Below are 18,280 nucleotides of genomic sequence, written 5' to 3'. Positions count from 1 at the left end.
TTGCGGAGCGACAGTGTGCGGTCAACCGTTGCGTCAGGCAGTTATCTCATCAAACCAGGCAGGCAGTGGATCGTCCAGCGTAATCCAGTGTTCTGGCCCTGCAGCCATCTCATGAGGTGTCAGCAGTGCGTGATCCAGTGCGGCAATGATGTGCTGCTCATCCATATCTATGCCGATAAACACCAGCTCCTGACGCGCATCACCGATGCCTTCCTGCCACTGCTCAGCGATGAAGTTGAGTGAGTCTGCATCCTGTGGCCAGTTGTCTCGCGGCACGCTGACCCACCAGCGCCCGGCGTAACCCTGACGAGCCACCGCGCCCGCCTGCGACCAGATCGCCGCAAATTCGGGTCGGGTGGCCAGCCAGAAGTAACCTTTTGAGCGAATCACGCCGTCGAGCTGGTGGTTTACAACCTCCCAGAAACGCTGGGGATGAAAAGGGCGACGGGCGCGATAGACAACGCTGCGAATCCCATACTCCTCCGATTCCGGCTGATGCTCGCCCCGCAGGGTCTGCAGCCAGCCAGGTGCCTGTGCTGCCCGGTCAAAATCAAACCGGCCGGTATTCAGCAGACAGTCCAGCGGAACCTGCCCGAACTCGCTGTTTACAATGCGAGCGTGTGGATTGAGTGCACGCAGCATGCCCTGCAGCTGATGCAGCTCCGTCGGGCTGAGCAGATCCGTTTTGTTCAGCACCAGCAAATCACAGAACTCAATCTGATCTACCAGCAGATCAACCACCGATCGCTCATCCTGCTCGCCCAGCGACTCGCCGCGAGACTGAAGATCATCGACTGAACGGTAATCGCGCAGGAAGTTGAAGCCATCCACCACGGTAATCATGCTATCCAGCCGGGCATAAGCTGAAAGGCTTTCACCCGCTTCGTCTTCAAAGGTAAAAGTTTCAGCCACCGGCAGCGGTTCAGAAATGCCGGTCGATTCAATGACCAGATGGTCGAAGCGACCAGCCAGCGCCAGACGTTTCACCTCCAGCAGCAGATCTTCACGCAGCGTGCAGCAGATGCAGCCGTTACTCATCTCGACCAGCTTTTCATCAGTGCGGGACAGTTGGGCACCGCCATTACGCACCAGAGCCGCATCAATATTAATTTCAGACATGTCATTGACGATGACTGCGATGCGCCGTCCTTCACGGTTATTCAGAATATGATTGAGCAGCGTGGTTTTACCGGCACCCAGAAAACCAGAGAGAACCGCAACCGGCAGACGTGGATCGCCAGATGTCTGAGAAGAGAGTGTCATACTGTTACCTGTCAGATGAAGTTAAATAATTATGTTATAACATAACATTAATAACACTGTTTTCAATCCGGATTTCTGGTTTTGTGGCAGTTCTCAAAGTGGGTTTAAAGAAAGGAGAGGAAATGCAGCAACTTACACTGGTCCCCGTCTGATGTCCGTCGTCAGACGCGGCGAGAAAACCTCTACGATACGCTGGCAGGAGGGCGATATCGTTACCGGTCTGCTGAGCTGGTAATTCAGCAGCTACCGTATTAATTTCCAAGGCCATCGTTGAAAGTTTAATGAACATTCCCCTAAGCGTCAGCAGCAAGCTAAGGCCCCGGAAATCACGCCCTTCAGTCGCCAGCGCCGTGAAGCCCGCTTCCCGGGGTTAGAGGGGTTACCTGACCTCATTCATTGCTGAAAACTGGTTTAGGCTGTTCAATGAAGAGTATGGAATGGCAGAATTTATACGTCTGTAACCGGCTACGCCGGGCGTACGGCGCCGTTTAACCTCAGTGTTATCCTCAACGACATCAGGCGTCTCCATGCCGCTAAAGCGGCATTCATGGGCTAGCTATGTATTACTCGGAATTTAAGTGAACTTCGAGCACCAAATGATTGGCCAAAATGAATGTCCGCTTTGTGCCATAAGCGGACATTATTAAACTGAACATGCCAGCTCTTCCGACTTCTGCGACAACATATGTCGTGATCTGATAAGAAGTCCTGAATAGTTAGATTTATGGCCGCCCCTCATTGCTGCGGCTTTCAGCCGAAATTTCTTCTCGCAGCATATCAATGAGCTCTCTTAGCCCTTGAGGAATGCGTCGGTGTCCAGGGTAATACAGATGCATAGCCGGTTCTGTAGGTGCCCAGTCAGGCAACACGATCCGCAAACTACCTTCCTGGATATAATGTGATACCCGGTTTTCCAGACAATACGCAATGCCAGTTCCGGCAAGGGCAAGCTCAATGGCTAACGCTGTCTCACTGACACAAATCTGTCCTGGGACATCGATTGCACGATAATCATCCCCCTTGCTGAATTCCCATTTATAAATTATCCCCTGGCCCGTTCGCAGCTGAATACAGGAGTGAGCGCGCAAATCATCCGGCGTGGCGGGAAGGGGACGATGATAGAGGTAACGCGGAGACGCGACGGCAACCCATTTCAACTCAGGGCCCAGTTTGACGGCAACTAAATCCTCCGGAACTGTCCCGCCAAAACGAATGCCAGCATCAAACCCCTCAGAAACAATATCTACCATTCGATCATCAACGCTGATTTCTACTTCAACTTCCGGATACTGACTCAGAAATTTCGGCAGGTGACGAGCCATAATTAACCTTGCCCCGTCGCTCAGGACGTTCAGTCGTAACCGCCCGACTGGCCGATCCCGCATCCGGTTAATTTCATCTAAAGCGTCTCCTATCTCACGAAAGCCTGCATCCAGCCGCAAGGCCAGGCTTGCACCCGCTTCGGTCGGAGCAACCGTCCGGCTCGTACGGTTCAGCAACCGAACACCAAGGCGTGTTTCAAGATTACGGACTGCGTGGCTGAGAGCAGAGGTGGTGATCCCAAGCTCAACGGCAGCTTTGGTGAAGCTGCGTAATCGTTCAACAACGCGAAAAGCATTTAAATCCGCCAGATCGCTACGTGAAAGACGAGGAGTAGGTGTGACTGACATAAATGTGCCTTCTATACATGAGCAAAACTCAACGCCCCTTTGCAGGACACTAAACATAACCCTTTGTTAAAAGTGTTAAGTTTAGTTAAATTCACAAATTTTATGCAACCAGTACAATGTCTCTTTGACAGTCGGACGGTTGCATTCCAGTCTGGAGATCAAAGGATGTTTCACGTATGGACGCTGCTTCCGGCAGTGTATGTATACCTGCGCTTTATAAAAAAGCTGAAATTCAGTAATAAAATTCAGCTTTCACTGGGCCTCTTTGCAGTGGTCGTATGTGAATTTCATTTATTGAGCCGTCTCGCCTTTGGCACGATGTTTTCTCCCGAACTGCCCCAACTGATCATGATCGTTCTTGGATGGATTTTTGGTAGCGTTATATTTTTAGCTCTCATGCTGCTGCTTCAGGACATCTGTTTTATTTTTTGTCGGGTCTTTTTGCACCGTTCCGTTACAGGCAGAGCGGGTGGAAGAATGCTAATGCTGGTCGCTTCATGTCTGCTTGCCGCAGTGGGTGTGCATAACGCCATAAAAACGCCTGTTGTACAACGTTCAGAACTTACGCTCCGGAAACTGCCGAGTGAATTTGACGGCTTTACCATCGTGCAACTGACCGATCTGCATGCCAGCCGCCTCCTGCCTCATTCATGGATGCAGAGCGTGATGGATAAGACCAATGCGCTTCATCCTGATCTGATTGTAGTTACGGGTGATATAGCGGACGGAACGGTCAGGGACCGCCGGGCTGATGTATCCTCACTGTCCTCTTTGAAGGCGCCTTATGGGGTATATGCCATTACCGGTAATCATGAATATTACTTCAATGCTGCTGCCTGGACTGAAGAATACACACGGCTTGGGCTGCATTTCCTGAATAACACAAATGTCCGTCTGTCTAAAGATGGTGCCTCAATTGTTCTGGCTGGAGTAACTGATGAAGTAGCGCCTGAATATGGCGGTGAGGGACCTGACCTGATGAAAGCATTGAACGGAGGGTCTGTAAAGGGAATGGTAATCCTGCTGGATCATCGGCCAGGTTCTGCTGCAAACAGCGCGATTACCGGCGTAAGCCTTCAGCTTTCAGGCCATACTCACGGCGGCATGATTAGCGGACTTGATGCAGTAGCAGCATCAGCGAATAACGGCTTTGTGTCAGGCCTCTATCAGGTCGGGGATATGGCACTTTACGTCAGCAATGGTGCCGGACTATGGAACGGATTCCCGCTGCGACTGGGAAAGCCTTCTGAAATTACTTTCATCACTTTACGCGCACAGTAACAGGGTTATTATCGTTGAGATTAATTCAATATCTCACGGTATCTCTTTCAACAATCACAGCCTGATGCTGAGTTATAGTTTATTTTGTTTCAACTATATCACTGCATTTTCTGAGCTTAACCGCTAACAGAGATAACATCAGCCCTTTTGGCTGAGGATCGCTGCTCTTCAGAGAGCGGCGGTTCCCTTTCAGGATTCCTGACTACCTGCAGTGACAATCTTTCAGATTCTGGAGACGCTCAGGTTATGACCGAACATACTTACAGCGGCAGGCAGAATCAGGTTAAAGCCCCTTCTGGCCTGCTCCCTGCCATGCTTGCCCTTGGTGCCGGTGGACTGTGTATTGGAACCGGTGAATTTGCCCCGATGAGTCAGCTTCCTGACCTTGCTAAAGGAACCGGTGTGTCAGTTCCTGCTGCCGGAGCCTATATAAGTGCCTATGCTGCAGGTGTGGTCATTGGCGCACCGGCTATCGCTTTAATGACTGCTCGCTTGCCACGAAAAGCGCTGCTGCTGGTGCTGCTGGTTATTGCGCTTATCGGCTACAGCCTCAGCGCTGCAGCCTGGAGCTATCCGTCTATGCTCTCAGCGCGCTTCATTGCCGGGCTACCCCACGGTGCCTGGTATGGCGTTGCCGCCATTGTTGCGGCTTCAATGGTGCCGGCAGAACAAAAAGCGCGTTATATCGGTTATGTCATGCTCGGCCTGGCCGTTGCCAATGTTGCTGGTGTACCGTTGGTCACCTGGACAGGACAGTTGCTGGGATGGCGGATGTCATTTTCGGTAGTCACTGCCGGTCTGGTGCTGACCGGCATTATGGTATCGCTTTTTATTCCAGCGGTGCCAGCCGATCGCAAAGCCTCCCCCCTGAAAGAGCTGAGCGCCCTGCGCAGCCCACAGGTACTGATGACGTTTGCCGTAGCGTCAGTCAGTTTTGCCGGCATGTTTGCTGTATACAGTTTTATTACGCCGGCGCTAACGGAGATCAGTGGCTTTGAACTGTCGTCAGTTCCATGGATTCTGGTGTTGTGGGGTGCCGGCATGGTAATGGGAAATATTATTGGTGGCAGACTGGCTGACAGGGCTCTCATCCCTGCTATTTATGGCATGCTCTTCTGGAATCTGGTGATGCTTACCCTGTTCGCGCTGCTGTCTCCCTGGAAAGTAACGGCGCTCATTACGCTTTTTCTACTGGGTAACGGATTCTCGCTGGTACCTGCACTCCAGTCACACATGATGAATATTGCTGGTGACGCACAGACACTTGCCTCATCGCTAACGCACAGTGCGTTTAATATTTCCAATGCGCTGGGTGCGGCATTTGGCGGGCTGGCCATCGCGTCCGGCGGATCCTGGATTTCAACGGGCTGGGTTGGTGCAGCTTTTGGCGTCCTTGCCCTTGTCCTGATGTTTCTCTCAGTTCACATGACCAGAAGGAGTCATTCATGGCCGAATCAGTAATTAAGGCAGGCCGCGTTGCGGTCATTACCGGTGCGGCAAAAGGGATAGGAGCCGCAGCCGCACGACGCTTTGCTCAGGAAGGTATGCGCCTGATTCTGTTTGACCGTGATGGCGCTGCGCTGGCGGCTCGGGCAAAAACACTGAACACTGAATATCGTCTGGTCACAGGGGACGTCACGAACGAACAGGATCTGATGCGCTTGCGGGACATCACTTTTAATGAGTTCGGCGAAGTGGCGCTGCTGATGAATAATGCCGGCATTAAGCAGGGCGGCGGTCCGTGGGATGCGCCTGCGGACTGGCGCATTCAGATAGAGTCGAACCTGCTCGCCATGGTTACAGTGCAGCACCTTTTTGTACCCGCCATGTTGGGCATGAACAAAAAGGGGGCTATCGTGAATCTGGGTTCAAAAGAAGGTATCACTACCCCACCCGGAAACGCGGCTTACAGCGTAGCGAAGGCTGGTCTCAAGGTGCTGACTGAACAGCTGGCGCATGAGCTGAGAAACATTGCCGGAGAGAGGATAACCGCGCACCTGCTGGTACCAGGCTTTACCTGGACTGATATGAACTTTCCGGGTATGCAGCCGGATAAAGACAGTAAGCCAGATGAAGCATGGACGCCGGATCAGGTAATCGAACACTTTCTGGAGCGTTATGAGCAGGGCGATTTTTATATTATCTGTCCGGATAACACTGTCAGCCCGGAAATGGATAAAAAGCGTATTGCGTGGGCTTTTCAGGACATACTTGAAAACCGGCCTGCGTTGTCCCGCTGGCACCCACAATGGAAAGACGCATTCAGCCAGTGGATGAATAAATAATCTCTGGATACCGTAATGCCGGACGCTGGTCCGGTTCGGCGATCGCGCTTATCCGAGGGCAAAAAGTAAGAGCAAATGTATATCATATAAAAAGAGACTTTTTATTATTGTGGCGAAACACGGCTCAGTGGCCTTCTCGTCTATGACGCCGACAGCCCGCAATCTCGCCCGGGAATCGTGCTTGCGCCAAACATGATGGGTATTACTGAGTCTAATATAGATCATGCGGTAAGGGTGGCACGGGAAGGTTATATTGCCCTGGTTACCGATTTATATGGCTTTCTGCCGGCCACCGCTGAAAAGCTTCAGCTGAGATGAATGCGATCAAAGATACGGCTGAAGAACGAAACGGAATAAAATCTGCACTTCAGGCTATGGCTGCAAATCCCCTTACAGATGCGCTCAGGCTCGGAGCTATAGGTTTTTGTTACGGTGGTCACTGTGTGCTGGAGCTTGCCCGCAGTGGAGCGCCGTTGCGCGCTACTGTCTGTATCCATGGAACGCTTAGAACACTAAAGCCAGCTTTCAGAGGCGGGTATCAAAGGAGAGATCCTGGTTCTTAACGGGGCGAGAGACCCCTTTGTTTCTCTGGATCAGATTGCGCAGTTCAGCTATGAAATGGCATTCTGTAACCTGCAATCGCTCTTCCATAATGCAGTTTTTCTTTAATGGCTCTTATCGTAACCTGAGTGTCAGCCGATCCGCAGACCGGCTGGCGGAAACTTCACTTACCCGCAAAATACCTTATTTTTTACTGGCTGAACCCGGTTCAGAAATAATGCGGTGCCGTTGCGCTTTCTGGGACTCGCTCTGCAGGCGATTAAGCACGTCGCCTTCATGCTCGGCTTCATCATTACCATACACATATTCGTGGCCGCTCATCAGTGCGTACCAGGCGCGCTCAGCAACTTCGTCAGGCTTGGTTATCTGAGAAGCGCCGACGGTGGTATCGGACTGACCGGCATTTTTGAAGAAATTAGTTTCCGTGGCACCGGGCATCAGCAATGTCATATTCAGCCCGTAGCCTTTCAGCTCATTACGGATCGCCCAGAAAAAAGAGTTCACAAAAGCTTTAGAGGCACCATAAATGGCCTCGAATGGAATGGGTGCCGTACCGGAAACTGAAGAGGTCATCAGCACGTGTCCACCGCCTTGCTTAATCATATCTGGCAGAAAAATTTTGGACATATGCACGTACGAATCGACGTTTAGCCGAATAAGCTGCAGCTCTTTTTGAAGGTCTGTACCACCAATAAAACGTCCACCCAGCCCTTGACCTGCGTTAATCACCAGGGCATCAATGCGATACTCTCCTTCATTAACCTTTTTCTTGAGAGACTCTATCTCTTCATAACTGCTGAGATCGGCAGAAAAAGCATGCACAGCGCCGCCGGACTGACGGAGCTCATCACATGCGGCGTTTAGCTTTTCTTCATTTCTTGCTACAGCAATAATATCGTAATTATTTCTGGCGAAAACCTTCGCCAGCTCGAATCCTATCCCATTGGACGCCCCAGTAATCAAAGCCATTTTTTTACTCATTACTTTTCCCTTATTTTATAAATTTCACTTTAAGCCTGGCAGGGAAAATCAGCATGTGAAGCCAGAAAGTCGCCAAAATAATAATTCTGCAAATGCAGTCATAAAAATAACTTTAAAATCAATAAGATATTCACATTGAGAGAAATTCAATGCGACGTTGAACCAGATAAAATGGTTTGGCTGTAATTCCTGCCAGAATTAAGCGGTTATTTCTGCTCAGTGGCCGAAATCCTGAGTTTTTTATTTGGTGATCTTTAACTACTTACAGGAGAATTTATATATGCTCTTACATAAGGATACCGTCACCGTCATTACCGGAGCATCTTCGGGCATTGGCGCAGCAACGGCTTTCAGGCTTGCACTGTCAGGCTCCCGGATTATTCTGGCGTCATAATGAAGACAAGCTGATTAGATTAACTAAAAAGGCGGACGAGCGGCTTTTAGAGTTACTGACGTAATGGACGCAAATGATGTCCTTAAGATGATTACTGGCATCGAAAAGAAATATGGACGCATTGAGCATGTTATCAACAATGCAGGATTGATGTTGTTTTCTGACTGAACAGATAATTGCGTTTTTGCACGAACAGGACGTTCCGGCCTGATTGCAGGCTGGTAACACAGAGCAGTAGCGGTTGCAGAAAACCTTTCTGCAACCGGTTGAAGTTGAAGGTACCGCTTACAGGCTTATTATCTGCCTGAAGAACGTCCTCCAGAGGTCATTATGCCTTATCGGTCCAGCGATGCCTGGGCTTATAGCCCAGCACACGCATCGCTTTTTCGCTGGAAAGCACCGACTCATTTCCTTCAAAGTGCTTGCGGCGTTCAGTATCAGGATAATACTTCTTCAGCAGTTCCTGCGTAGGTGTACGCATGCAGGTTATGTCGCTGGTAATGAAAAAATCATCCTTACCCCGCACATCATATTCAATGGCGAGTTCTACGGACTGGGCAACGTCACGCACGTCCACGTAGGTCCACATATTCCACAGTCGCTGGGTCGGGTCGTCCTGCCATTCCTCAAATTTTGCATATTCTTCGGGGTTCATGACGTTTGATAAACGCAGGCAGGTAATCCGCATGCTGGGATCGTTGAGACAGAACTGACGTGCCATCTCCTCCCCAAGAACCTTGGTCAGCGCATAGATGCTGAGGCCACGATGTGGGTAGGATTCATCAACCGGAACATAAGGAGCCTGCCACTGATCATAAGGCACGCCGGTAGCTACCTCACTGGCCGTCCAAACAATATTTTTGATCCCCAGGCGGCGCGAGGCTTCAAACACGTTGAACGTCGCCACCATATTATTCTGAAACTCCGCCGAGTCCGGGATCATACGTGGATGGGGAATGCTTGCAAGATGAACAACAGCGTCAAAGGCTTGCGGCTCAGCGCGTGAATAGACATCTTCACCAGCAGATGAAAGAGCATCAAGCGTGGCTCCAAAATCTTGTAGATCCGCGATCATGGTAGGCTCGCTGAATGCTTCATTTTTTACGCGATCGATGAGGAAAATATCATAACCAGCCTCCCGCAGATGTTTAACAGTAACCTGACCAATTTTTCCAAAAGCCCCGGTGATCGCTACGCGTTTTCTCTTATCAGACATCTTTTTTTACCTTTTAATGATGGAATGCGACGTTAAGCATGGCAATAAAAAAAGGTTTTTCATTGAAAACTCGTGCATGATGAGTTGAATTAAATTCAACTATTTCAACCGCTGATAATTTACCAGCTAAAAGGGAGGTGCCAGTAGCAGAAATTATTTTCCGGTCAAATTCACTGAGAAAAACTGTTTCAGGAGTGCGTAACAGGCCCTCATGTATGCATTGACTTTGTCCGTTTTCGTTATAAATCCCATGCCTCGGTCAAAATCTCAGCTGTGGTGAGGGGTGGCCAGACACATAAAAACCCGCATCATGTAAATCATTGGCCAGCCGCTCATGATAAACACCGGTTGCTTCTATAACCAGGTAAACGTCCTGCGGACCGCAGTGCTGGAGCCTTAGCCAGCGAATTATGTTTTCAAATGCGCTCCGATCGTTCCGGATATTACGCGTTTTAACGCGACCTTTAATACCGTCATAAAGTATGCACAGATCAAGCGTACTCTTGCTTACGTCTATACCGCTGAAAACCTGGCCTGGCACCTCTCACATAAACCGTCACGCCTGTTCGCCTTTTATATATGGAGTCATGCTCCAGGTAACCGTTCAACCTGATGGGCTGGCGTGAAAGGTGAAGCGGAGGATCTGATGCTGCTAAACAAGATTCAGTGTGGCAATGACCTTAAGGTCGAGGACGGGCCCGCTCTGCTTCAGTGGTGTTAGCTAATCACCACATAATGTTAGATACACGGATGAAGCCGACACGGTGATCGTCTGGGTGACACGGATCGACACACTGCGCTTAAACGAGGTCGTTGCGAAGCTGGGGAAAGAGAACGAATGGCCGGATACGGTGCTGCTGGAGGGGATGCGCGAGCACTATCCGGCGATCAGATTGAGCAGTGAGGTGCAGCTGATCACGCACCTCACTCCCGCAGAAACCCGGCAGAAGCTTGCCGGGCGGTAACTAGCTGTGCTCTATCACCAGCAGCGCCAGCGTATCGGCTTCCAGCGCCCGAAAGATATGCAGCTCGTCGCCTGGATAGGTAATGTAATCACCCACATCCAGCTCTACCGCGCTGTCCACCGGACCCACCAGCGCCCGACCTTTAGCAATAATAATATGCTCAATAGTATTGGGAATATGAGGCTGTGAAATGCGCTCACTGCCAGGCTGAACCTCCAGCAGATAGATATCACGCCGGACGCCAGGCGGGCAGGATGCCAGCAGAACGGCCTGATAGTCTGCCAGATCGGCGGTAACCGTCAGACCTTCTCCACGGCGAATCACCTGCAGACGACGCGCATCCGGCTCCAGCAGGCGTGAAAACGGAATATTCAGCGTCACGCACAGTGACCACAGCGTCTCAATGCCCGGATTGCCATTACCCGCCTCCAGCTGTGACAGCGTTGATTTGGCGATACCGGCGCGGCGCGCGACTTCAGCCAGTGACAGGCCGGCTCGCTGACGTTCACGCACTAAGGCATTGGCAATGATGCTGATAGGGGTATTCAAACGCACTCCTGATAAACAAAAAGTTTTTTATAACGAACGAATTGTTCGGCTTGTAAAACAGTGCCGCGGTGTTCATTATATCGGATTATACGTTCATTATGAGACAGAGTGATGCTTTTTCCGCAAATGCAGTTGCTGGACAAAGGGGTGATCAAAGCGATTTTCCTGGTCTGTCTGGCTGATGGGATTGTCGGTTTATCCTATGGTTCGCTGGCCTCCGCCGACGGGTTTCCGCTCTGGGTGCCGCTGGCGCTGTCAACGCTGGTGCTGGCAGGCGCATCGGAGTTTCTGTTTATCGGCATCGTGGCTGGCGGCGGCAGTCCATTAACAGCCGCCGCTGCGGGTCTGCTGGTGAATGCGCGTCATCTGCCTTTCGGCATTGCGGTTAAAGATCTGGTGGGAAAGGGTCCCTTGGGCTGGTTTGGCTGCCACATTATGAATGATGAAAGCGTGGTGTTTGGTATCTCACAACCCCAGCTGGCCCAGCGTCGCAGTGCATACTGGCTGTGCGGCATCGGTATCGGCTTAATCTGGCCAGTGAGCGTTATGGCTGGGGCGGCGGTGGGTCAGTTTATTCCCGACGTATCGATGATTGGGCTGGATGCGGTGTTTCCGGCGATCCTGATTGCTCTGATCTTCCCGGCGTTGCGCCAGCGGCGGACCCGGATCCCCGCCACCGTCGGTGCGCTGCTCTCCTTACTGGCGACGCCGCTGGTTCCGGCGGGCATGCCGGTGCTCTTCTCGCTGCTGGGCCTGCTGACATGGAGATCGCGCAAATGACGCATCAGGGAATGATCATCGCCGGCATCGCTATGCTGGCCGCAGGAACCTATCTGATGCGCTTTGCCGGTGTCAGGTTGGGAAACCGTCTGCCAATCAGCGAGCGCACCCAGCAGATGCTCTCCGATGCTGCCACGGTGTTACTGCTGGCCGTCGCGGCGACCACTACGCTGTTTGAAGGACAGCATTTTGCCGGTGTGGCACGGGTGGCGGGCGTAGGTTTTGCCCTGTTGCTGGCGTGGCGTCGGGCACCACTGATTGTCATTATTCTGGGCGCGGCAGCGATGACAGCGCTGCTGCGTTTTCTCGGCGTGGCCTGATGCTTCTTTACACGACTCCCCCGGACATGCTGTAAAGCGTTCCAGCACCCAGAATTGCTATCTGACCGGACATCACGGCATGATGGTCACTCATCACCCGCCGGAGTTTATGCATGAATCGTCCGCTTCAGATTGGTCTGTTACTTTTCCCTGATGTTACCCAGCTCGATTTAACCGGCCCGTGGGAGGTATTTGCACGCACACCCGGCGTGGCGTGTCATCTGATCTGGAAAGATCGTCAGCCGGTACGCTCCGATCGCGGCCTGTCTATATTACCGACTACCACCTTTGACGATTGCCCGTTGCTGGATGTGATCTGTGTGCCGGGCGGGCCAGGGCAGATTGCCCTGATGGCGGATGAGGAAACGCTGAATTTTCTGCGACGGCAGGCTGACCAGGCGCAGTGGGTTGCTTCGGTCTGTACCGGTTCGCTGGTGCTGGGCGCTGCCGGACTGCTAAAAGGATACCGTGCGACCTCACACTGGAGTTCCATCGATCAACTGGCTTTGCTGGGTGCGGAGCCGGTGAATCAGCGGGTAGTGCGTGACCGCAATCGTATCAGCGGTGCGGGGGTCACTTCCGGCATTGATTTCGCCCTGACGCTGGTGGCGGAAATCGCCGGAGACGCCGCCGCCAGAGCCATTCAGCTGCAGATGGAATATGACCCCGAACCGCCGTTTTCCTGCGGCTCGCCGCAAACCGCGCTGCCAGAGGAGGTGGCGCAGGCACGGGCGAAAATGGCTGAGTTCATCGCTACGCGCCGTGCAGCAACTGAGCGCGCCGCGCGGCGATTACAGACTGATCAGCTTACTCACGCCGGGTATACGCAACAGCAGCAGTGAAAGCGCCATTGAGATGAACAGCGTCAGGGCGATGACCAGCAGTTTATCGCCCAGAGTCTGAATGTGGATAGCGGCCGCCAGCACACCAAAAATCAGGTAATGCAGGATATAAACGCCGGTCATGGTCTTGCCGAGGGTTGTCAGAAATGAGGTCAGCCATTGGGCTTTATCCGGCAGCCGGACAGCGTTAATGCTGATCACGATCAGCACCACCAGCAGATAAACCTGTGAGCCGGTCAGCACCACATCATTGTGGGTCGCCAGAAAGCGCGCGATAAAGTAATAGCGCTCATACAGCCAGGTAAAAAGATAAACCGCGGGCAGCAGCAGCAGACTTACCTTTATCACTCTGGGTGATGTCAGCAACTGCATCACACGTGGCGCAGCCATCAGCCGGCCCGTGAGGTAATAAAGCACCCAGGTCCATATTCGGTACTGTGGCAGCAGCGAAAAGGCCCGCTGGCCCGGATAGAGGCTGGCGAGCAGGTCATAAGCAAAGGCCAGCAACAGCAACAGCAAAATCCCTGCTGCCATTACGCCAGGCCGCTGAATCAGCCAGTCGATGAGTGGATGCGAGACGTAAATGACAATCAGCGCAATCACAAACCACGGCTGAATCAGGTAACCTTTGTGGTGCATCCCGGCAAACCAGAAAAAGCTGAACCAGAAGATAAAAATCAGCAGAATGCGGCGAATTTTGCCGAGCTGCCACGCGGGCGTATGCGGCTCACTCGCGTCAAGATAGCCGCTCAGCAGAAAATAGAGCGGCGTAGCAATGGTCGAGATAAAACTCAGTACATTCAGCGTCAGATCAACGTCGTAATGGTAGCTGTCGTAACTCTGATACAGCGTGAAAAACGACACGGCGGTGATGCAGGCCAGCGTCTTCAGCATTGCCAGCCCGGTCTTATTCACCGTGCGCCTCCCGTCCGTGGAAGCAGCGATAGATCACCGGCAGCACCAGCAGGGTCAGCACCGTCGCGAATCCCAGACCAAAAATAATCACCACCGCCATGCTCTGGAAAAAGACGTCGCGCAGCAGCGGCAGCAGGCCCAGTACGGTCGTAAAGGCCGTGAGCAGGATAGGGCGGAGACGCGACGTCGCCGCATCAATAATCGCCTGCTGCAGCGGCTTCTCCTGCCGGAACAGTCGGATCTCCTCAATCAGCACAATCCCGTTGCGAAGCAACATCCCTGACAGGCTGAGCAGCCCAATCAGCGCCATAAAGCCGAACGGAATAGCGGTGATCAAAAAGCCACAGGTAACACCAATCATCGCCAGCGGCACGGTGATCCAGATTGCGACGGCGTCCCGCAGCGAGTTGAACATCAGCACGGTAATGATGAACATGGCCAGGAAGCCTGCCGGCAGCGAACTCAGCAGACCGCTTTGTGCTTCACGTGAGCTCTCAAGTTCGCCACCCCACTCCAGCCTGTAGCCCGCCGGAAGTTTAAGCTGATCGATCTGCGGCTGAACCCGTGCCACTACCTGCGCGGACGTTAATCCGGAGGCGGGATCGGGATCCGTCTGCACCGTCAGCACGCGCGTACGGTCACGACGCATAATCAGCGGATTCTCCCACTCCAGCCGGAAGTCAGAAATCACATTGCTGAGCGGCACAAAGTGCTGCAGGGCAGCGCTCCAGAGCTGAATGTTTTCGATGTGATCAACACTCTGTCGCTCTTCATCAGCCGGGTAGAGCATCACCGGCATCAGCCGTGATCCGTCCCGGAATATGCCCACGGCATCGCCGCTGAAGTTCATTCTCAGCGCCTGATCGATATCGCGCTTATCAATGCCCAGCTCCTGACCACGCAGAGCGGAATAGACCGGGCGGATCACTTTGCTGCGCTCCTGCCAGTCGTTACGTATCGGGAACGTCGAGCCATCCGCCAGAAAAATCGCATCCAGCTGGCTGCCGATGTGACGCAGCACCTCCGGATCCGGGCCGGATACCCGCAGGGCAATCGCGCTGTCACTGGCGCTGCCAAACTGAATACGTTTGATGCGCTGATTCACCTGCGGGAAGTTCTGCTGAATATAATTCTCGGTCTTCAGCGCCAGCGTATCCAGCTGTCGGCCATCCTTAACCCGCACCATAATCTGGGCGAAGTTGCTGTACTGGCGCGCCGCGTCATAGGTCAGGGTAAAACGCAGTGCACCCTGACCTACTGTCGTCACCGTTGCCGCAACAGCCGGATCCTGATTAATAAACCGGGCTATTTCCGCTGCGGTATCCGCGGTGTAGTGGATATCGGTGCCATAGGGTAGCCAGAGATCGGTAAAAAAGACTGGCGTACTGGATGAGGGGAAAAAGTTCTGCTTCACCAGAGTGAAGCCATACAGCGACAGTGCCAGCAGCGCGACCATCGCCGTCAGCGTGATCAAGCGAAAACGCAAAAGGCCGCCCAGCGCCTGACGATAGAGCCGGAAAACGATGCCCTGATAAGGATCGGAGATGTCAGTTTTTGCGGGCTTCGCTGCGCCACGACGTTTCTCGCTCCAGTTAATAAATACCGGGGTCAGCGTCAGCGCGGTTACCCAGCTCAGCATCAGCGAAATCAGCAGCACCTGGAACAGCGATTTACAATATTCGCCGGTTGAGTCCTGCGACAGGCCAATCGGTGCAAAGGCAAGTATCGCGATAATCGTGGCACCCAGCAGGGGCAGGGCAGTGCGGCGCACCATGCGGGAAATCGCCTGCTGTAAAGGATGCCCGCGCTGATGGTCGATCTTTACCCCTTCGACAACGACGATGGCATTATCCACCAGCATGCTGAGCGAAATAATCAGCGCGCCCAGCGACACCCGCTGCAGTTCCAGTTTAAACAGGTACATGATCAGTAGCGTGCCGAGCACGTTTAGTGCCAGTGATGCGGCAATCACCATGCCGCTGCGCAGGCCCATAAACAGCAGCAGCGTTCCCACCACAATCGCCAGCGCCATCAGGAAGTTGAGGATAAAGCCATCAACAGACTGTTTCACCTCATGCGCCTGATTGTAGAACACCTTCAGGCTGATCCCGGCGGGGGTATCCTGCTGATAGTGCGCTATCCGCGCGGAGAGCGCGTCGCCGACATCAATCACGTTGACGCCAGGCGCAAACGAAATGCCGATTGCCAGTGCCGCTTCACCATCGGCAAAGTAGATATTGGCCGGACTATCGGTCACGCCACGCGTCAGGGTGGCGATATCGCGCAGATGCACGTTCTGCGGGCTGCCCGCAGGCAGAATGGGCAGATTCGCCAGGTCGTCGAGTGTCTTTAGCTCACCGGTAGGGTGAAAACGAATTGATTCGCTGTCGACCCGCAGCGTGCCGGCACTGGCAACGCTGTTATGCCGGTTCAGCAGATCGGCGATGCGCTGCGGCGTCATGCCATAGGCGGTCATTTTGCTGGCCGAAAGAGCAATGCGGATCTCCTCCTGCTCAACGCCCGCTACCGCAACTTTCGCCACGCCGGGCACCAGCACCAGATCGCGCCGCAGCTGATCGGCATAGTTACGCAGTTCGCTGTTCGTAAAGTCTTTGCCGTGAATGACGAAAAAGTAGCCATAAACATCGCCAAAGTCGTCGTTAACCAGCGGAGCCTGTACGCCCGGCGGAAACTGCCGGGCCGCATCGCCGACGCGACGGCGTAGCTCATCCCAGATTTGCGGCAGCTGATCGGCCAGATAGCGGGTGTGGATATTGACGGTAATCTGCGACAGGCCATTGCCTGAAATAGACGTGACATTGTCCAGTGACGGCAGGCGCTGCAACGCATTCTCCAGCGGCAGGGTCACCTCTTCTTCGACCTGCTGGGCTGACGCGCCAGGATAGTGAGTGACAATCACTGCCGACTTAATGGTAAACAGCGGATCCTCAAGGCGGCCAATGTTCAGCAGGGCATAGATGCCGCCCACGCCCAGCAGCAGAATAACCATCCAGATGCGAATGGGTTTATCAAGAAAGTGCTCCTGAATACGCATTATAACCCCCGCTCACGCTGCCAGATGCGTACCGCTTCACCGTCACGCAGCTCACCCACACCGGCAGCAACAATGCGATCGCCCGGCTGCAGCCCGCTGATAATTTCAATGCCCTGCGCGGTAAGACGACCTACATTGACCGGTTGATCTTTAACACGCAGGGCATCGCCATCCTGCTCAACCAGCCAGACGTGCGGCTGATTAGTGGGGCTGCGATCGGGATTGAACACCGCAGTCGCCGGTACCACCAGCCGCGGCTGCGCTGGGGCATTCGGCAGGTTATGCAGCTTAACGCGCACGGCACCGCTGAGACCGGCAACGCCTGGCAGATCAGCGGGACGCGGCATGGTCAGCACCACCTGGTACGTCAGTGTGGCAGCGTCGGTCTGGCTTGTGTGCTCTTTGTATTGCGCGGTAAAAAAGCGGCCGGGCAGAGCGTTAAACTGCACCTCCGGCTGATAGTGAATATTCTGGATGTCCAGGCTGGTGAAGAGGGTTTCCGGCAGGGTGAAGACAACATCAAGCAAATCGGCCCGGGTCAGCAGCGCAATCGGCTGTCCGGCGGCCACGACCTGATGATTACGCGCCTGCACTCTGGCAATCACGCCATCAAACGGCGCGCGTAGGGTCAGAAACTGCAACTCTTCCTGCGCGATTTTCAGGGCGGTGGCGGCGGCATCGCGGTTAGCGCGCTGCACATCCATTTCCGATTTTGAAACGGCGCTGCGCTGGGCCAGTGTGTTAAAGCGCTGAAATTGCCGTTCCGCCAGCTGCAATGCTGTCTGACGATCGCGTACCCGCAGTTTCGCATCTGTGTCGTTCAGGGTGGCAAGAATTTGCCCCGCTTTCACGGGCGTTCCGTCACGTATATCCAGCTGTACCAGCTGGCCCGCCCTTTTGAAAGCCAGGTCGGTATTGTCACCGGCCTGAATACGGGCAGGAAATACCCTGATATTGTGCGCAATGTCCGGTTCAAGGGTGAAAACTTTTATTACGCGCGGTGGCGGAGCCTCTGGTTCTTTTTTCTGATCGCACGCTGTCATAAATAAGCAACAGAGAAAAACGGGGATAACCTTGCGTTTAATCATTTTATTCGCCTTAACATCAGCTATTTCACAGCAGTTTAATAAGCGTTAAGGCGTCATTAGCCCTGATGCTTATCGCGACCGGGATAAAATTATTTTGAATGTTCGTAATAATAGT

At 53.2% G+C, this 18,280-nt stretch carries 17 protein-coding genes and 2 pseudogenes; 10 read left to right on the top strand and 9 right to left on the bottom strand.

Annotation, left to right across the window (positions count from 1 at the left end; all coding sequences use genetic code 11):
• Positions 1 to 33: 33 nt before the first annotated feature.
• Together zigA and F3I44_RS17090 are read right to left on the bottom strand one after the other, a co-directional pair.
• Entirely contained in the window at positions 34 to 1,263 is a 1,230-nt protein-coding gene (gene zigA / locus F3I44_RS17095) for a zinc metallochaperone GTPase ZigA (RefSeq protein WP_150014336.1), read from the bottom strand.
• Between the two features lie 722 nt (positions 1,264 to 1,985).
• Positions 1,986 to 2,933 (bottom strand): LysR family transcriptional regulator, encoded by a 948-nt coding sequence (locus tag F3I44_RS17090; protein ID WP_150014334.1) that lies wholly within the window; start codon positions 2,931 to 2,933, stop codon positions 1,986 to 1,988.
• A gap of 165 nt (positions 2,934 to 3,098) precedes the next feature.
• On the opposite strand from F3I44_RS17090, the gene F3I44_RS17085 reads away from it, so the two are divergent.
• The 5 genes and pseudogenes from F3I44_RS17085 to F3I44_RS24320 all read left to right on the top strand — a co-directional run bounded on the left by F3I44_RS17085 (position 3,099) and on the right by F3I44_RS24320 (position 7,062).
• Complete coding sequence (locus F3I44_RS17085; RefSeq protein ID WP_150014332.1) at positions 3,099 to 4,214, top strand: metallophosphoesterase; 1,116 nt, start codon at positions 3,099 to 3,101, stop codon at positions 4,212 to 4,214.
• Positions 4,215 to 4,460: 246 nt separating this feature from the next.
• Positions 4,461 to 5,675, top strand: a complete 1,215-nt coding sequence (locus tag F3I44_RS17080; RefSeq protein ID WP_150014330.1) for an MFS transporter — start codon at positions 4,461 to 4,463, stop codon at positions 5,673 to 5,675.
• The gene (locus F3I44_RS17075; RefSeq protein ID WP_150014325.1) at positions 5,660 to 6,499 is read left to right on the top strand and encodes an SDR family oxidoreductase; all 840 of its coding nucleotides are present in this window, start codon (positions 5,660 to 5,662) and stop codon (positions 6,497 to 6,499) included. Before F3I44_RS17080 ends, F3I44_RS17075 begins: the two co-directional genes overlap by 16 nt.
• A 162-nt stretch (positions 6,500 to 6,661) precedes the next feature.
• Positions 6,662 to 6,817: pseudogene (locus F3I44_RS24325) on the top strand (dienelactone hydrolase family protein); the annotation flags it as partial.
• Complete coding sequence (locus F3I44_RS24320) at positions 6,814 to 7,062, top strand: dienelactone hydrolase family protein (protein ID WP_150014321.1); 249 nt, start codon at positions 6,814 to 6,816, stop codon at positions 7,060 to 7,062. The pseudogene F3I44_RS24325 and the gene F3I44_RS24320, both read left to right, overlap by 4 nt.
• Positions 7,063 to 7,243: 181 nt before the next feature.
• Here F3I44_RS24320 and F3I44_RS17060 read toward each other — a convergent pair whose 3' ends face one another.
• Positions 7,244 to 8,041, bottom strand: coding sequence for an SDR family oxidoreductase (locus F3I44_RS17060; protein WP_197042349.1), 798 nt, complete (start codon positions 8,039 to 8,041; stop codon positions 7,244 to 7,246).
• Positions 8,042 to 8,477: 436 nt separating this feature from the next.
• On the opposite strand from F3I44_RS17060, the pseudogene F3I44_RS24315 reads away from it, so the two are divergent.
• Positions 8,478 to 8,603 (top strand): annotated as a pseudogene (locus tag F3I44_RS24315) (hypothetical protein); the annotation flags it as partial.
• Between the two features lie 160 nt (positions 8,604 to 8,763).
• Here the strand turns inward: F3I44_RS24315 and F3I44_RS17055 are convergent.
• The gene (locus F3I44_RS17055) at positions 8,764 to 9,651 is read right to left on the bottom strand and encodes an NAD(P)-dependent oxidoreductase (RefSeq protein WP_150014319.1); all 888 of its coding nucleotides are present in this window, start codon (positions 9,649 to 9,651) and stop codon (positions 8,764 to 8,766) included.
• Between the two features lie 259 nt (positions 9,652 to 9,910).
• Positions 9,911 to 10,192 (bottom strand): transposase, encoded by a 282-nt coding sequence (locus F3I44_RS17050; protein WP_223811691.1) that lies wholly within the window; start codon positions 10,190 to 10,192, stop codon positions 9,911 to 9,913.
• A 223-nt stretch (positions 10,193 to 10,415) separates the two neighbouring features.
• Between F3I44_RS17050 and F3I44_RS17045 the strand changes: the two genes are divergently transcribed.
• Complete coding sequence (locus F3I44_RS17045; protein ID WP_223811690.1) at positions 10,416 to 10,616, top strand: hypothetical protein; 201 nt, start codon at positions 10,416 to 10,418, stop codon at positions 10,614 to 10,616.
• On the opposite strand, the gene F3I44_RS17040 is transcribed toward F3I44_RS17045, so the two are convergent.
• Positions 10,617 to 11,165, bottom strand: a complete 549-nt coding sequence (locus F3I44_RS17040) for a helix-turn-helix domain-containing protein (RefSeq protein ID WP_135910995.1) — start codon at positions 11,163 to 11,165, stop codon at positions 10,617 to 10,619.
• A gap of 111 nt (positions 11,166 to 11,276) precedes the next feature.
• On the opposite strand from F3I44_RS17040, the gene F3I44_RS17035 reads away from it, so the two are divergent.
• The 3 genes from F3I44_RS17035 (at position 11,277) to F3I44_RS17025 (ending at position 13,107) form a co-directional block, all read left to right on the top strand.
• Positions 11,277 to 11,945 (top strand): AzlC family ABC transporter permease, encoded by a 669-nt coding sequence (locus F3I44_RS17035; protein ID WP_190285969.1) that lies wholly within the window; start codon positions 11,277 to 11,279, stop codon positions 11,943 to 11,945.
• A complete protein-coding gene (locus tag F3I44_RS17030; RefSeq protein WP_033784885.1) occupies positions 11,942 to 12,265 on the top strand; it encodes an AzlD domain-containing protein in 324 nt (107 codons plus the stop codon). The genes F3I44_RS17035 and F3I44_RS17030 overlap by 4 nt, the downstream gene beginning before the upstream one ends.
• A 113-nt stretch (positions 12,266 to 12,378) precedes the next feature.
• A complete protein-coding gene (locus F3I44_RS17025; RefSeq protein ID WP_150014317.1) occupies positions 12,379 to 13,107 on the top strand; it encodes a DJ-1/PfpI family protein in 729 nt (242 codons plus the stop codon).
• Here F3I44_RS17025 and F3I44_RS17020 read toward each other — a convergent pair.
• The 3 genes from F3I44_RS17020 to F3I44_RS17010 are packed head-to-tail and all read right to left on the bottom strand — an operon-like array spanning position 13,057 to position 18,165.
• The gene (locus F3I44_RS17020) at positions 13,057 to 14,022 is read right to left on the bottom strand and encodes an acyltransferase family protein (protein ID WP_150014315.1); all 966 of its coding nucleotides are present in this window, start codon (positions 14,020 to 14,022) and stop codon (positions 13,057 to 13,059) included. The genes F3I44_RS17025 and F3I44_RS17020 overlap by 51 nt on opposite strands.
• Positions 14,015 to 17,077 (bottom strand): efflux RND transporter permease subunit, encoded by a 3,063-nt coding sequence (locus F3I44_RS17015; RefSeq protein WP_150014313.1) that lies wholly within the window; start codon positions 17,075 to 17,077, stop codon positions 14,015 to 14,017. Before F3I44_RS17015 ends, F3I44_RS17020 begins: the two co-directional genes overlap by 8 nt.
• Entirely contained in the window at positions 17,077 to 18,165 is a 1,089-nt protein-coding gene (locus F3I44_RS17010; RefSeq protein WP_150014311.1) for an efflux RND transporter periplasmic adaptor subunit, read from the bottom strand. The genes F3I44_RS17015 and F3I44_RS17010 overlap by 1 nt, the downstream gene beginning before the upstream one ends.
• Between the last annotated feature and the right edge of the window lie 115 nt (positions 18,166 to 18,280).

The organism is Pantoea sp. F_5 (assembly GCF_008631595.1).
In the GTDB taxonomy this organism is placed as follows: domain Bacteria; phylum Pseudomonadota; class Gammaproteobacteria; order Enterobacterales; family Enterobacteriaceae; genus Pantoea; species Pantoea gossypiicola.
The sequence above is the reverse complement of the archived record's forward strand: the minus strand, read 5'-3'. Positions and strand labels throughout refer to the sequence as shown.